Here is a 14038-nt window from a genome sequence, read left to right on the forward strand (position 1 = left end):
GACGTTGCACTTCGGGCGAGAGTCAGCCTCTGAGCAGCGCTTCCAGCTCTGATAACGTGTTCACCCGCCAGTCGGGTTTAATTGCGTCAGGCAAGGGGCGCGTCCCATGGTCAACCCAACAGGTTTTAATACCGGCATTCATGCCGCCAAGGATATCGGATTCCGGCGTATCGCCGACCATCAGCACCCGATCGCGCGGTGGGTTTCCCAGCTGCGCGAGCGCATAGTCAAAGATTCTGGCGTCAGGCTTAGGCACGCCCACTTCTTCTGACACCACCAGCGCAGAGAAGTAATCAAGAAAGCCGGTACGCTCCAGACGGCGCTGCTGCAGGGCGGTAAAGCCGTTGGTAATGATGCCCATTTTGACGCGGCCGTGTAGCAGCGTCATCAGGCTGTCTGCGCCCTCCAGCGGCAGGCAAATTTCCGCCATCGCTGACAGAAAGCCATCGTTAAGAATGGCGGGCGCCACGCTCAGTTTTTGCCCCCAGCCGGCAAAGCGGCGAGTCTGAAGCTCCAGTGCGGATAACTGGCCATTCTGGTATTCCACCCATAACGGCTTGTTGACCGCCTGGTAATCTGCAAAATCCTGGTCGGTAAACCGGACATCGTACCCGGCAAACAGGCGTTGCAGGCCGGCATACGAATCAAAGTGAAACAGCGTGTCATCTGCATCAAACAGAATGCAATCCCAGTTATCTAACATCGACATTCCTTACAAGCGGCTACAGCGTCAGCGCCATGATCAGGGCATCTTCACGGCCACTGGCGCAAGGGTAATAGTTGGGACGGCGGCTGACCTGGTTGAAATCCAGCTGTTCGTACAGCGCGATGGCCGGTGCATTGGACGCACGCACCTCCAGCCACAGCGTCATCACATCGCGTGCAAGCAGTTGATCGATTAAATGCTGCAGCAGCGCCCGCCCGAAGCCGCGCCGTTGATACGCCGGATCGACAGCGATATTAAACAGCGAAGCTTCATCCAGCACCACCTGGGTAATGGCAAAGGCGGCCATCTGGCCCTCGACATCCAGCCGCAGGTTGAGAAACCGCTCGCCCTGGTTGCTGATAAAGGTCTCTTCGCGCCATGGAAACGCATGGCTACGGCACTCAATCGCGAAAGCCTGGGGAATCGCGTCAGGCGTGAGAAAAGAAATGGCTGTCATGTTCACACATTTGTTGCCAGAGCGCGCGCCGGGCGGCACCGCTACTCAGGAGTTCATTGAAAGAGGCGCTCGATAATGCCACGCCGTTAAAGGATTGCTCGCTCTCAACGCCCAGCAACCACCCTGCACAGTTCAACGTTTCCGGCAGCATTTGCAGCTGATCCGGCGTAACGGTCATGACCTGAGTGGGTTTCAGACCGAGCGTGTGCAGAACATCACGCAGGAAAGGCTCCTGCAAACCGGGCGGATTTTCCGCCACGATAATCAGTTGGGTATCCGGCAAAAGCCGCACGGCGATTTCGCCCTGGAGCACGCGCGGGCGGCGCAGTTGATACTGCGTTATCCCCATTTGCTGTAAAAGCCAGTCGCGCCTGGACGTCATGGTATACCTGCTTTGCTCGCGGAATGCGACGCTATGCTAGCAAACCCATCGAACATGCGCCAACAAACCACTATAATCTCCGCTCAGATCTTACAGGAGCCCGACATGTCTGCTTTTACCCCGGCCAGTGAAGTCATTCTGCGCCACAGTGATGAATTTTCCACCCGCCACGTTTTATTTGCTGGCGACCTGCAGGATGACCTGCCCGCACAACTGGAGACCGCCGCTTCCCGTGTGCATACCCAGCAATATCATCACTGGCAAAACCTGAGCCGCCGCCTGGGCGACCAGGCGCGTTATGGACTGGTTGCGCAGGCCGACGATGTGCAGGGTTGCGATACGCTGGTTTACTTCTGGACCAAAAACAAACCTGAAGTGCAGTTTCAGTTGCAGAACCTGCTGTCGTTACTGCCCGTCGGCTGTGATGTGTTTGTCGTCGGTGAGAACCGCAGCGGCGTGCGCAGCGCAGAAGGCATGCTGGAGCAGTGGGTGACCCTGGAAAAAATCGACAGTGCGCGTCGCTGCGGTCTTTATCACGGACGTCTGGAGAAGCAGCCCGCCTTTGATGCTTCGGCCTTTGGCAACCGCTATCAGTTGGATGACCTGACCATCCATACCTTACCTGGCGTTTTCAGCCGCGACGGCCTGGATGCCGGCAGCGCGTTACTGCTTTCAACATTCACGCCCCATACCAAAGGCAAAGTGCTGGATATCGGCTGTGGTGCAGGCGTGATTGCGGCGTCGTTACCGGCGCATTCGCCCAAAGTGCGCCTGTGGTTATGCGATGTCCATGCCGCCGCAATCGAGGCCAGCAAAGCCACCCTGGCCGCTAACGGTCTGGAAGGCGAAGTGTTTGCCAGTAACGTCTTTTCCGATGTCACCGGGCGCTTTGACATGATTATCTCCAACCCGCCGTTTCATGAAGGCACCCAGACCAGCCTGGATGCAGCACAAACGCTGATTCGTGGTGCCGTTAAGCACCTTAACAGCGGCGGAGAACTGCGCATTGTGGCGAATGCCTTCCTGCCTTATCCCCAGGTGCTGGACGAAACCTTTGGCAATCATGAAGTGCTGGCGCAGACCGGTCGCTTCAAAGTTTACCGTGCCGTTTACGGTCGCGGTGCGAAAGCCCGTTAATCTTTTTTCTGCCTTTTTCGCCCTTTTTGCGTGTTGCCAGGCTGAAAACGTTGCTTTTTGCAGCGATCGTTTCCGTCTGGCGAAATATGTGTTGACGCATTGAGTAAAATCTCTAAAATGCGCCTCCGTGGTTGTAATACGGTAACGTATTACGGGTATGCGAAGGTGGCGGAATTGGTAGACGCGCTAGCTTCAGGTGTTAGTGTCTTAACGGACGTGAGGGTTCAAGTCCCTCTCTTCGCACCAAAATCACAGATTTCATATCGCGAGCACTGCGCGAAGGTGGCGGAATTGGTAGACGCGCTAGCTTCAGGTGTTAGTGTCTTAACGGACGTGAGGGTTCAAGTCCCTCTCTTCGCACCAATGCGGTGATATGAAAAGACAACAGGATGCGAAGGTGGCGGAATTGGTAGACGCGCTAGCTTCAGGTGTTAGTGTCTTAACGGACGTGAGGGTTCAAGTCCCTCTCTTCGCACCAACGTTGTCCTCCCTCTCTTTTTCTTCTGCTCCCTTTTTACTGTTACTATCCGGTTAATCTCGCGCTAATCGCGGCCAGCACGCTCGCCAGCGCCAGACAGGAAGGCAGTAACACATAATGCCGCATCCGCTGATTAAACAGCATCAGCACTGTCAGCAGTAACGCCACCAACATCATCATACGCCACTGCCCGAAGCTGGGTTGCCACAGCGTCATGGCTGGTATTACCGCACAGGCCAGTACGCCCGCCCATGCACTGTCCAGTTTTATCCCGCGCATCATCGTCTCCTCATCTGTCATCGCTGTCAGGACAGTACCTGATCACATGGATGATAACCATTCCCATTATCATATGATAACTATTCTCAATGCGCAGCTTGTTTTTTGTGGCCCGGCGGGAAGATGACAGAGAAACAAGAAAATGCTAAATTGCGGCTGATTACACAATTTATAACAGCAATATTAAATCTGTCGATCGGCTGAAATCATTTGCCGGCTTTTGCTTTGTTATTTCAGGGCCGTCACGAGTATTAATAATGAAAATAGAATCTTATGATGAATTGAAACACAGCAAATACCGCCTTTCTTTCATGCTCTTTTTGTTTTTAAACGCTGCAGTTTCACTATTTTGTCTGCTCCCTTTAGCAGAAAACAATGAAACACAAGTTACTGTACCGGTGATTATGGTGGCTTTCTTCAGTATGACGATGCTGGCCACGTGTTTAATAAAGGCAAAACTAAAATTACCCCTGTTAAATCCTGTGGCGTTGATTTTAGGCGGGTTATGGGCGTGGCATATTCAGCACCGCTACCAGTTTGTTTCTTTGACGGATGGTGGATTTCTGATTGTCAGTCTGCTGTGCGTTTTTTTTATCAGTGCGATTGCCTTAAGCGATTATTTAGTGGCGTTTTGTTTGCACATCACGCCCGCAATGCTCACCGTGCTGATGCTGGATCACGGACAGCATTTGCCCTTGATTTTATTGACCATTGCCTTGCCGCTGATCGGGTTTTCTTTACAACATTTAATGCGCCGACGTTCGGAAGATTTTACACTGCGCTTAATGTATCAATTATATGAAGAGAAAGAATCGTTTAGCGATCTCAGTATGCTCGATCCGTTAACCGGTTTATATAACCGCCGCGGACTGAAGAACCGCCTTGATAACATTCTGGATAATCATGCGGGCAGCCATTATGTGTTATTGCTTGATATCGACCATTTTAAGGCCTACAACGATAATTACGGCCACGCGATGGGCGATCAGGCGCTGGCCCGCGTTTCCGTCGCTATTCGTGACGCCGTTCGGTCACGTGATGTGGTAACCCGTTATGGCGGCGAAGAATTTCTTGTGCTGATGACCAATGTGAATGCCTCGATTGCCATGAAACTGGCTGAACGTATTCGGCAATATGTCGTCAACCTGGAAATACCGCATATGTTTAATGAGCGCGTTTCTACGCATGTGACTATCAGCGCAGGCATTGCCCCTATTTACGATGATGAATTTGATCAGGCGGTTGCGAACGCCGACCGTGCGCTTTACGTGGCAAAAAATCAGGGGCGCAATACCATCCTCGCCTGGGAAGATCTCCCCGTACTTCACAATACCGTCAGCGAGATCGGCTAACCGCCGTGCCGGGTCGCAGGACCACCAGCCGTCGGCACGTACATCACCGGGGGCTGTCTGTCCCCGGCCTGACGGCCATAGCTCTCTGTTAACGTACCGTTATGCATTCTGTTACCTATTCTTTCGCTCTGCCGTTTACACCACCGCGGGCTTATGGCAATTTCTACGCCTTCGATTAGTCGGGAGTAAAAAATGAGCCTGGAGTCTGTACGCCAGTTTTTTGCCGAGCGTGCGCCGGAAATAGACATCATTGAGATGCCATACAGTACGGCAACGGTAGAAATGGCGGCACGTGTTCACGGTGTTGAACCGGGACAAATTGCGAAAACGCTGTCACTCAAAGTGAAAAATGAGGTGATCCTGGTGGTCACACGCGGTGATGCACGGTTAGATAATCGTAAGCTGAAAGCGGTGTTGGGTGCGAAAGCGCGCATGTTGAGTGTGGACGAAGTGATTAGCTGGACCGGGCATCCTGTGGGCGGCGTCTGCCCTTTTGGCCTGGAAAACCCGGTGACCGTGTATTGCGATATCTCGTTAAAAAGCTTTGATGAAGTGTTGCCTGCCGCAGGATCGATTCACAGCGCTGTCCGCATTTCGCCGCAGCAAATGGCTGAACTCACTGCGGCAAAATGGGTAGATGTCTGTGAAACGCGCTAGTGCGTCTGCTTTGCCACCGTTCCCGAAATTGTCATGCCGCGCGTTTCCCGGCCAAAGGCGACAAACAGGCAAATCAATACTGCCACCGTCCCGGCTACAATGGCCATACCGAGACCGTAATTGCCGCCATGCGCTTCAGCAATGCGCGACTGTAGCGTCGCGTTGACGGACGCAATGAGATTCCCCAACTGATAAACAAAGCCGGGCAACACTGCTCTTGCGTTTCCCGGAACCAGTTCGTTCAGGTAAGTCGGGATCACGCCCCAGGCACCCTGCACCATAAACTGCATCAGGAAGGCACCAAGACCAATCGTCCAGGAACCGCTGGAAAAGGCCCACAACGGCAACACAGGCAGCGTCAGCAGCGCCGCGATAATAATGGCTCGCTTGCGCCCAATGCGTTCTGACAGCGTACCGAAGAAAATGCCCCCCAGCATCGCAGCGATGTTGTAGGCGATAGCAATAATACTGACCGTGTGCGCATCAAACTGATGCTGCACTTTGAGGAAAGTCGGATACAGATCCTGCGTGCCGTGGCTGAAAAAGTTAAAACAGGCCATCAGCAGCACCATGTAAATACATATTTTCCAGTGCTGGCGCAGGACGGGCATCAGGGCACTGCTTTCTTTACGTTCACGCGCAGCCAGCCAGACCGGGGATTCCGGGACTTTAAAGTAGATGAACGGCAACAACAGAATCGGGACAGCGCCGATAAGAAACATGCCGCGCCAGCCTACCATGTCGAAAACCAGACCGAACACGATGGACGCCAGCAAATAGCCACAGGGATAACCCGCCTGGAACAGTCCCGACATCAGACCGCGTGAACGATCGGGTATTGTCTCCATCGCCAGCGAGGATGCCACGCCCCAGATTCCGCCCATGGCAATACCGTAGAAAACACGAAAGGCCAGAAATGCGGTGAAGGTGGGTGACCAGGCGGACAACAGCTCAAACGCCGAGAAAAAGACGATATTCAGCATCAGGATAGGCTTGCGGCCATATTTTTCCGCCATCCGGCCAAACAGTAAGGCACCCAATGGGCGCACCGCCAGCGTCAGCATGATAGCGACCGACACGTCGGTGACGGAATTATGGAAGTACTGAGCAAGATTACTCAGGACAAACACCAGAATAAAAAAGTCGAAAGCGTCCAGCGTCCAACTGGCAAAACAGGCGAAAGCCACATTGCGCTGGGTCGATGTCCAGTCAAGCATACAAGTCTCCTCTCTGAGACACTCTGGCGCTCCGCCCAAAAATTTTCTGGTGGCTAACGAAGAGTGATGTGATTGTTAATCAAATGTATACATCATGTTCAGGAGGAGAGCGTATTGCGTAATTGTGAGGCAGTGGATCAGGCTGTAAGAAAGCGTGTCTGACTTTCTGCCAGCAGGTCAGGCGACGAATCGCCTGTACGTTATTCAGGAAGGTGTTGAAATGCCGACTCAATGATGGACAGCAAAAGAGCGTTATCCACACTGTGCAGCACATGTACCAGCGCACCGCTGTCCGGTGGGATACCGACATCCAGCCGCAGGGGTTGACGATAACGCCAGCTTTTCCCGCGTGTGGCTCCCGGACGGAGCTCAATATCGACCCGGTAATCCGTGCCCCAGGCGACACGCTGATTAAGCAACCAGGCGACAACCAGCGCGTCATGAATCCAGCAACCTGGCAGATGCCGGGTCTGCATTGAATAATCTATCCAGGGCTGCAACGTCTCCCGCACGAAACGGGTCAGCGGATGAGCATGCCGGGTAAGACGTTTGAGATCGGCCTGGGTCAGCATGGTTTGTGTTGTCACATCCATCGGCACCAGGGTAATGGCGGCACCGCTGTGCAACACCTGATGAGCCGCCTCGGGATCCACACCGAAATTCGTGTCTTTGATGTAGTCTTCCAGCGCAAAGACACCCCCCATAATCACAATCTCGGCTACCGCTTCGGCCATGGCGGGAAAACGCTGCATGGCCAGCGCCACATTGGTCAACGGGCCAATCGCAATCAGGGTGATCTCGCCGGGATTATCACAGATGAGCTGCCCCATCGCCTCAGCAGCATCGTTTCCGTCAGCCGGTAATGCCGCAGGCTGAGGAACGCCCTGCCATAACGCCATCAGGTCGAGTTGTTCGACCCGCTTATCCAGCAGCGCGCGCCAGGGCGCAGGATCTTCGCACAACGCCCGCGTTGCCCCCTGTACGACAGGAACCGCACAGCCCAGCCGCGCCATTAAGTCTTTAGCGACTCGTGCACCGACATCACTCGGGGTATTCCCGGCGACCGTCGTAATTAACTCCAGCGAGAGCCCTGGTGAGGCTAACGCCAGGGAAAGGGCCAGGCCATCATCAGTATTGGCCCCGGCAATCCCGTTCCCCGGATCGCAATCAATAATCAGTCTTTTCATTAGGTCGCTTTATTTGTTTTGTTCTGATGGCCGACAGCCACAAGATTCACCAATCTCAAGTTGGTGTGGGAATGCTTCAATCCGTGCCTCGCCATTCCACGCTTTCAGCATATGAATCGCACAGCGTGCCATCTCTTTAACCGGCTGGCGCACGGTGGTTAATGCCGGAACATGGTAGGCGGATTGATCGGTTCCGTTAAAACAGACCAGGGCCACATCGTCCGGCACACGAAGGCCATGCTGGCTGAAGGCGCGAATGCAGCCAATCGCCTGACCTTCGTTGCTGGCAAACAGGGCGCGCGGCACCCGTTTACTGGCAATCATACGTAAAGCAGCCTGATAGCCGCCCTCACGTGTATAGGTTGCGGGGAAAATATTGGCATCATCGGCTGGCAAACCATACGCCCGCAGCGCATCGCGCCAGCCCTGAATACGATCCTGCGCATTCAGCATGTCCCGGGGACCGCTGATCATCCCGACCTGCTGATAGCCATGGCTGAGTAAATGCGACGTCACCTGAAACGCCGCGTCACGCTCATCTACCCGCAGCATGCTGACACCGGGTTGTGGGTCGACCCGATCCAGCATGACCAGCGGTGTCCCGCTGGCTTTGATGATATCGATGAAAGGATGGCGATCGACACTGGTGTAAAACAGACCGTCGACCTGACGGTTCAGCAGCCCCTGAATCAGCTCCAGTTCACGCTTGCGATCGTCGCCGGCATCACCCAGCAGCATCACATGGCCGTGGTTGAGCGACTCCTGAAGCAGCATATGCGCCATGGAGGCGACGAAGGGGTTACTGATATTAGGCACCACCAGACCAAACGTTTTGGTATTCCCTGACGCCAGGGCACGCGCGGCGGCATTCGGGCGATAGCCGGTCTGCTCTATTGCCGCCAGTACCCGTTGCCGGGTCGCGTCCGCGACCGGACGCGGGCCATTATTGATGACATAACTCACCACAGCGACGGAGGTCCCGGCAGCTTTAGCAACGTCACTCCGCGTCACGGCGGTTTTCACCTGTTTCGCCACTTCCCCTTCCTCACTTAACGTGCACTGCCTTTAGCATAGCCTGTTTCAGATAGCGTCCTCTGGCAGGTTAAGGTCGCGCCCACGTGTTTCCGGTGCCACAAACGTAGTCAGGAAACCAATCGTGGCCATCACGGAAAAATAGACGGCGATCGACCACCAGTGTCCGGTATAAGAGAGCATGGCCGCCGCTACTAACGGGGCGGTGCCGCCTGAAATAATAGAACCCAGCTCTTTCGCGACCGCCATCTTGGTATAACGGTGATTCACGCCAAACATCTCCACGCCCCAGGCCGCCTGTACGCCAAAGATGCCCAGAGAAGCCAGCGCCATGCCGACCACAATCACCGGAATCACGATGGCCGGTTCACGCGTATCCAGCAGGGTAAAAGCAGGCCAGGCATAGATCATCAGCAGCAGGCAGAACATGCGATAGACCACACGGCGACCAAAACGGTCAGACAGCCAGCCTGCAAACGGAATAATCAGGAACCCCAGCAATGAGGCGATAAACACCGCCGTGGTGGGCACGGATTTATCTACCATCAGCACCTTGGCGACATAGCCCACAATAAAGCCCTGGGCCAGATAAGAGGGGCCGTTTTCACCGATGCGCAGCCCGACCATTGTCCAGAAGGCACGTGTGCGCTGAAAGAACGGGCGTGTATCCGCTTCAGAACGATGCGCGGCAATCACCTGGGCGCGCGTTTCGGCAAGCTCTGCTTTCTTACGCTCGAATACCGGTGTTTCACGCAGATTACGACGGATCCACAAGGCCACCAGTGCGATCAACGCACTGCTCAGGAACGGAATGCGCCATCCCCACTCCAGCAGACTCTGCTTGTCCATTTGTACCACCAGCAGCCAGACCAGCGAGGCCAGCAACGTGCCGCTGTTAGAGCCGAGTGCAATGACCGATGACACCAGGCCACGGCGCCTGACCGGTGCATATTCACCCAGCATAACGGTTCCGCCTGAGAGTTCGGCGCCCGCCCCAAAGCCCTGACTGAAGCGTAACAGCACCAGGCAGGCCGGCGCCCAGATGCCAATCGAAGCATAGCTGGGAATCAGCCCAATCAACGTGGTGGAGGCGCCCATCAGGATAATGGTGGTGACCATGACGACCTTGCGGCCTTTACGATCGCCCAGCCAGCCGAAAAACAGGGCACCGATCGGACGGGCAATAAACCCAACGGACCAGGTGGCAAAACTGGCAAGCAGTGCCATCGCGGGCGTTTGTTCGGGGAAAAAGACATCACCAAAAATGATGCCCGCAGCCAGGCCATAGAGCGCAAAATCTGCATACTCCATTGCCGTGCCTAACCAACAGGAAACCGTAGCGCGCCAAAAATCTTTGCGGCCGGCTGAGGTGTTAAACCGCTCATCTGCGGCGGAGGTAGAAGGCAGTGATGCCTGTGTCGTAACGGAGTGCTGTGCCGTCATAAACGCTGTCCCTTGAAAATATGCAGATAGATAAATGCCATTCCGAGAGACAATTCCCTGACTGTAAGCAGAAGAATCGCTCTGGTGGCGACATTCAGTTGGCTAACCATGATGAAAGGAAAGTTAAAAGATTCCCTGGTGTTGGAATCCGCAGTATCGCGAGCTTCGCCGCTGTATTTTTCAGCGGTCGTATAAGTCTGGCGAATGTAACTTGTTCCTCGATCGGCCTACCGTGCATCGGGCACCGAGAGCAATCACTGGAAGCTAGTTTATCTACGCGCGTAGATAAATCAATAGCACTTGAGAAAATTTGTTAGATTTTCTTTAGTATCAAGCTGCATCAGATGCTATTTTTAACGCAAAATCAGAGAGTTAATTGTAACCTGACGCGCAAAAAAACAGCATAACGCTAGACCCGGTTCACTTTTCTTTTATCATTAAGCCAAACTGGCCGTCAGAACCTTTCATCAGATGCTGTTGTCGCATACAGGTGTGACTGCAAAATGACAACGCACCACGTTTGTATCGCGTACAGTCGCGCAGAGCCCTGTCCGCACCTGACCTGGAGGACGCTGTTTACACGTTATGACCATTATCCTGATGCGACACGGCAAACCCGCCCACCCTTTTGCCCGCCGTTTGAGTGCGCAGGGCATGGCGGACTGGTGCGAAGCCTATGATCTTTCGCTGGTCAGCGATGGGCCGCCTGAGCGCAGCATCAATATCGCGCGCAACGCCGCGGTTGTCGTCTGCAGTCCGTTACCCCGCGCCCACTCCTCGCTGGCGCACCTGGGGCTGCGCCCCCATCATGTCGATGCGCTGTTCAGTGAAGTCGGCATTCCGCTGCTGCGGGCCGATCGCCTTCAGTTACCCACCTTTGTCTGGCAGGCCATTCTGCGTGCGATGTGGTTGTGTGGTTACGCGGGCGAGACCGAATCACTGCAACATGCGCGCGCACGGGCGTCGCGCGCCGCTGACAGGCTGATCGCCTTATCGGAGAAAGGCACGGTTTTATTGCTGGGTCACGGCATTATGAACAAAATGATTGCCCGCGAACTGCGTAAGCGTGGCTGGCAGGCCGAAAAGCATGCCAGCAGCCGTCACTGGAGTTCCGCGATTTATCATCGCCCGTTTATTTAATCGATTTGGAAGTAGCTCAGCGTTTCATAACCCGCGCCCACTTCTGCGGTCACCACCACGGTCTGGCGCATCAAATCAATCACGCTTAACGTCTTATTGTCATCATGCGTGATCAGCAGCTTTTTTTTGTCCGGGCTGAAACAGCCATCGAGCGGTTGTCCAGCCAGCGTGATTCGCCCCAGCGGATTAAGCAACTCGTCAAACAGTGTCACAGTCGGCTCCTGATCACCCATTGCCATAAGGTAGTCCCCGTCCGGACTAAAGCGCACTTTCTGGCAGGGATGCTGATGATCGGGCAAAGCCAGCCTCTGGCGGATACGATGACTCTGGCGATCCACCACATACAGCAAGGGCGCATCGGCGGCGCTGGCGATCAGGTAGGGATGTTTGGGTGAAGCTGTCAGACCCGAAACGGGGCCCGGCATAAGCACCGTATCAATGACGCGCCCTTCCGCCTCACAGAGATCCACCACGGTGATAGTGGCGTCCTGCTCGTTGTCGGTAAATAATTTGCGGCCGCTCGGAGAGAGCGTCAGGCGATGGGTATTATCCAGCGGAATGGGAATGGTCTTTTCAACACGATGCGTCTGCGGGTCGATCACCACGACGGCCGTTGGATTCTCGCAACACAAATAGACTTTGCCATCCCGCCCTAACTGACCGCTGTGGGGCGCTTTAGACGGCGACAGATCAATGTAGTCGGTAATTTCCCGCCGTCGAAGATCAATTACGGCGACTTTGTGCCCGGGATGCGGGAGTTCACTTCGCATCGCATCGCCGTACAAGGGCAAAAAAGCTTTTCCCCAGGGCGCAAGCATCAGCAGTTCATGCAGCCGCGTCGGAATCACGTCCACGGCCTGGCTGACGGCAAACGTGTCGGGATCGAGAAACAGCGCACGGCGGGTTTGTCTGTCGATCGCCAGTAATCCTCGAGAGTCAAACGACATGGCATCTCCTTTATCATCGGTAAGCTTAAAGCGTAGACAAGGGTTATCGGGCTGCGTACACCTGAGAATTGATAAAATATGCTAAATAATTTTTTTATCCCGATTTAGCCTGTATCCCTTTGACAGCTTCACAGTGTATCGGTTTTTTTTGAAGTTAAATGTTCAGCATGACGACAGACTCAGTTTGTCATAAACAAATAAACCATTAGCGTGAATAAATATTTATTTTTGTTTCCGGCTGAGCGTTATTTCCGTTTTATCCTAAAGTGTTTATCAGGCATAGCGAATGACTACATTGTGTTCTATTAAATAACCTGGCGTGGTTGATTTCGCCTGTTCAAAACGTCGTTGCCACGTGCCATCGTCACATCACCCGGCAAGACGAATAAGCATTGCAGTACAGCGATGTCTGCTTTTATAGCGGTTCAGATACAGGCTGGCAGTTAAGCACGTTATTTCGACGACCGGCATAAAACACAATAACCAAAATAACAGGTGAAATATGACTTCGCATCGCCGTTCTTTGCTTCCGCTCTGGCGCCATTGGGAAAAACTCGCCTTCACCAGCCGTATGCTGCTGACGATGAAACAGCACCGTGCCCTCAGTGCGCCAGAATATGATCCTGGCCTTGAACACGATGTGGAACTGACCGCGGTGCCTAAGTCACTGCCTGCCATTGCCAGAACGGTCTGGCTCTATTGGCCTGGCGAACGGTTACCTGCCTCTGTCGCCTTAACAATTCGCAAACTTCGTCGCGATAATCCGGATCATGATGTTCATCTGGTGACTCCGCAAACGCTGAGTCATTGGCTGCCTGAGTTGCAGTTTATCTCTTCAGATCTGACGCAGGCGCTAAAAAACGACATCATCCGGCTGGAACTGCTGCTCCGTTATGGCGGCATCAGCATTGATTGTCATACCTTACTGTTTGAAGATCTGACGTGGATACATCAGGCCCACAGCCTCAGCCCCAGGGATTTGATCGGCTATTACCGCCAGGAATCCACCTGTCATTCACTCAGGCCGGTGATTGATACCAGCGTTCTCGCCGCGCCCGTCCAAAACCCGTTTATCCGGGAATGGCTCAAACAACTGGCACCGGTAAAATATGTCGGTATGCATAACTATCTACTGGAGTTAAAGAAACGCAGTGACTTCCCTGCGCTGAGACAAAACCTCAGCCATCCTGACAGTGAGCTGCCGTCGCTGGCCCACCAGTTGGCGATGGACGAATATCGTCGGGTCAATTTCCTTTTGCGTAAAGCCGAAGCGAGCGCCGGGTATTATCACAGGGTTGATGCCGGTAACAGCACGGCGTTTGTCCGCTGTGTTTTATTCCAGCAACGTCCTCTGACGCCTCCTCCGGTGATCAAACTGAGTGCCCGCGAACGCACACATCTTGATTTCAACCTTAAGCTGCGCTTTTACAATCGCTCCAGCCTGATAGGTGAAGTCATGCATCAAACTCTGTCGTCGCCCGCCAGACTGCTGGCCCCCCAGGAGCAACGCGCGTAATCCGTCACGGGTTCTTCAGCATTCGCGATGGCGTGTTTTTATCTGTTGGCAATGTGAATCTGCCGCCAAAATGGCGGCAGACAGGTTGCAGCCCGATGACAGCCAAGC

At 54.1% G+C, this 14038-nt stretch carries 14 protein-coding genes and 3 tRNA genes; 8 read left to right on the forward strand and 9 right to left on the reverse strand.

Annotated elements, in window-relative coordinates; translation table 11 throughout:
- Positions 1-22: 22 nt before the first annotated feature.
- From yjjG to C7433_RS07425, 3 genes are read right to left on the reverse strand one after another with little or no spacing between them, the layout of a single operon-like run.
- A complete protein-coding gene (yjjG, locus tag C7433_RS07415) occupies positions 23-703 on the reverse strand; it encodes a pyrimidine 5'-nucleotidase (protein ID WP_006121835.1) in 681 nt (226 codons plus the stop codon).
- Between the two features lie 19 nt (positions 704-722).
- Positions 723-1163 carry a ribosomal protein S18-alanine N-acetyltransferase gene (rimI, locus tag C7433_RS07420; RefSeq protein ID WP_006121834.1) on the reverse strand — a complete coding sequence of 147 codons (441 nt, stop codon included), beginning with the start codon at positions 1161-1163 and terminating at the stop codon, positions 723-725.
- Complete coding sequence (locus C7433_RS07425; protein WP_006121833.1) at positions 1135-1545, reverse strand: DNA polymerase III subunit psi; 411 nt, start codon at positions 1543-1545, stop codon at positions 1135-1137. The genes rimI and C7433_RS07425 overlap by 29 nt, the downstream gene beginning before the upstream one ends.
- 105 nt (positions 1546-1650) lie before the next feature.
- Here C7433_RS07425 and rsmC point away from each other — a divergent pair, with 105 nt between their 5' ends.
- The 4 genes from rsmC to C7433_RS07445 all read left to right on the forward strand — a co-directional run bounded on the left by rsmC (position 1651) and on the right by C7433_RS07445 (position 3160).
- A complete protein-coding gene (gene rsmC / locus C7433_RS07430; protein ID WP_039338798.1) occupies positions 1651-2682 on the forward strand; it encodes a 16S rRNA (guanine(1207)-N(2))-methyltransferase RsmC in 1032 nt (343 codons plus the stop codon).
- 159 nt (positions 2683-2841) lie between these two features.
- Positions 2842-2928 (forward strand) — tRNA-Leu (locus tag C7433_RS07435).
- A gap of 30 nt (positions 2929-2958) precedes the next feature.
- Positions 2959-3045, forward strand: a tRNA-Leu gene (locus C7433_RS07440).
- A 28-nt stretch (positions 3046-3073) separates the two neighbouring features.
- A tRNA-Leu gene (locus tag C7433_RS07445) sits at positions 3074-3160 on the forward strand.
- 45 nt (positions 3161-3205) lie between these two features.
- Here the strand turns inward: C7433_RS07445 and C7433_RS07450 are convergent.
- The gene (locus tag C7433_RS07450; protein ID WP_199227852.1) at positions 3206-3439 is read right to left on the reverse strand and encodes a DUF1435 family protein; all 234 of its coding nucleotides are present in this window, start codon (positions 3437-3439) and stop codon (positions 3206-3208) included.
- 257 nt (positions 3440-3696) lie between these two features.
- Here C7433_RS07450 and C7433_RS07455 point away from each other — a divergent pair, with 257 nt between their 5' ends.
- Both C7433_RS07455 and C7433_RS07460 read left to right on the forward strand, forming a co-directional pair.
- Complete coding sequence (locus tag C7433_RS07455; protein ID WP_006121830.1) at positions 3697-4791, forward strand: diguanylate cyclase; 1095 nt, start codon at positions 3697-3699, stop codon at positions 4789-4791.
- A 192-nt stretch (positions 4792-4983) separates the two neighbouring features.
- Positions 4984-5448 (forward strand): YbaK/EbsC family protein, encoded by a 465-nt coding sequence (locus C7433_RS07460; RefSeq protein WP_110267882.1) that lies wholly within the window; start codon positions 4984-4986, stop codon positions 5446-5448.
- On the opposite strand, the gene C7433_RS07465 is transcribed toward C7433_RS07460, so the two are convergent.
- The 4 genes from C7433_RS07465 to C7433_RS07480 all read right to left on the reverse strand — a co-directional run bounded on the left by C7433_RS07465 (position 5445) and on the right by C7433_RS07480 (position 10327).
- A complete protein-coding gene (locus C7433_RS07465; RefSeq protein ID WP_033740181.1) occupies positions 5445-6665 on the reverse strand; it encodes an MFS transporter in 1221 nt (406 codons plus the stop codon). The genes C7433_RS07460 and C7433_RS07465 overlap by 4 nt on opposite strands.
- 200 nt (positions 6666-6865) lie before the next feature.
- On the reverse strand, positions 6866-7852 hold the full coding sequence (locus tag C7433_RS07470; RefSeq protein WP_110267883.1) for a nucleoside hydrolase: 987 nt from the start codon (positions 7850-7852) through the stop codon (positions 6866-6868).
- A 9-nt stretch (positions 7853-7861) separates the two neighbouring features.
- Positions 7862-8887: a LacI family DNA-binding transcriptional regulator gene (locus C7433_RS07475; RefSeq protein WP_033740178.1), complete on the reverse strand. Its 1026-nt coding sequence runs from the start codon at positions 8885-8887 to the stop codon at positions 7862-7864.
- Positions 8888-8932: 45 nt separating this feature from the next.
- Positions 8933-10327 (reverse strand): MFS transporter, encoded by a 1395-nt coding sequence (locus C7433_RS07480; RefSeq protein WP_110267884.1) that lies wholly within the window; start codon positions 10325-10327, stop codon positions 8933-8935.
- Between the two features lie 585 nt (positions 10328-10912).
- On the opposite strand from C7433_RS07480, the gene C7433_RS07485 reads away from it, so the two are divergent.
- Entirely contained in the window at positions 10913-11467 is a 555-nt protein-coding gene (locus C7433_RS07485) for a histidine phosphatase family protein (protein ID WP_039338802.1), read from the forward strand.
- Here the strand turns inward: C7433_RS07485 and C7433_RS07490 are convergent.
- Positions 11464-12414: a YncE family protein gene (locus tag C7433_RS07490; protein WP_033740176.1), complete on the reverse strand. Its 951-nt coding sequence runs from the start codon at positions 12412-12414 to the stop codon at positions 11464-11466. The two genes, C7433_RS07485 and C7433_RS07490, sit on opposite strands and share 4 nt — an antisense overlap.
- Positions 12415-12916: 502 nt before the next feature.
- Here C7433_RS07490 and C7433_RS07495 point away from each other — a divergent pair.
- The gene (locus C7433_RS07495) at positions 12917-13930 is read left to right on the forward strand and encodes a glycosyltransferase family 32 protein (protein ID WP_058702102.1); all 1014 of its coding nucleotides are present in this window, start codon (positions 12917-12919) and stop codon (positions 13928-13930) included.
- Positions 13931-14038 lie beyond the last annotated feature (108 nt).

The sequence above is a fragment of the Pantoea sp. PNA 03-3 genome, from assembly GCF_003201175.1.
Classification (GTDB): Bacteria; Pseudomonadota; Gammaproteobacteria; order Enterobacterales; family Enterobacteriaceae; genus Pantoea; species Pantoea stewartii.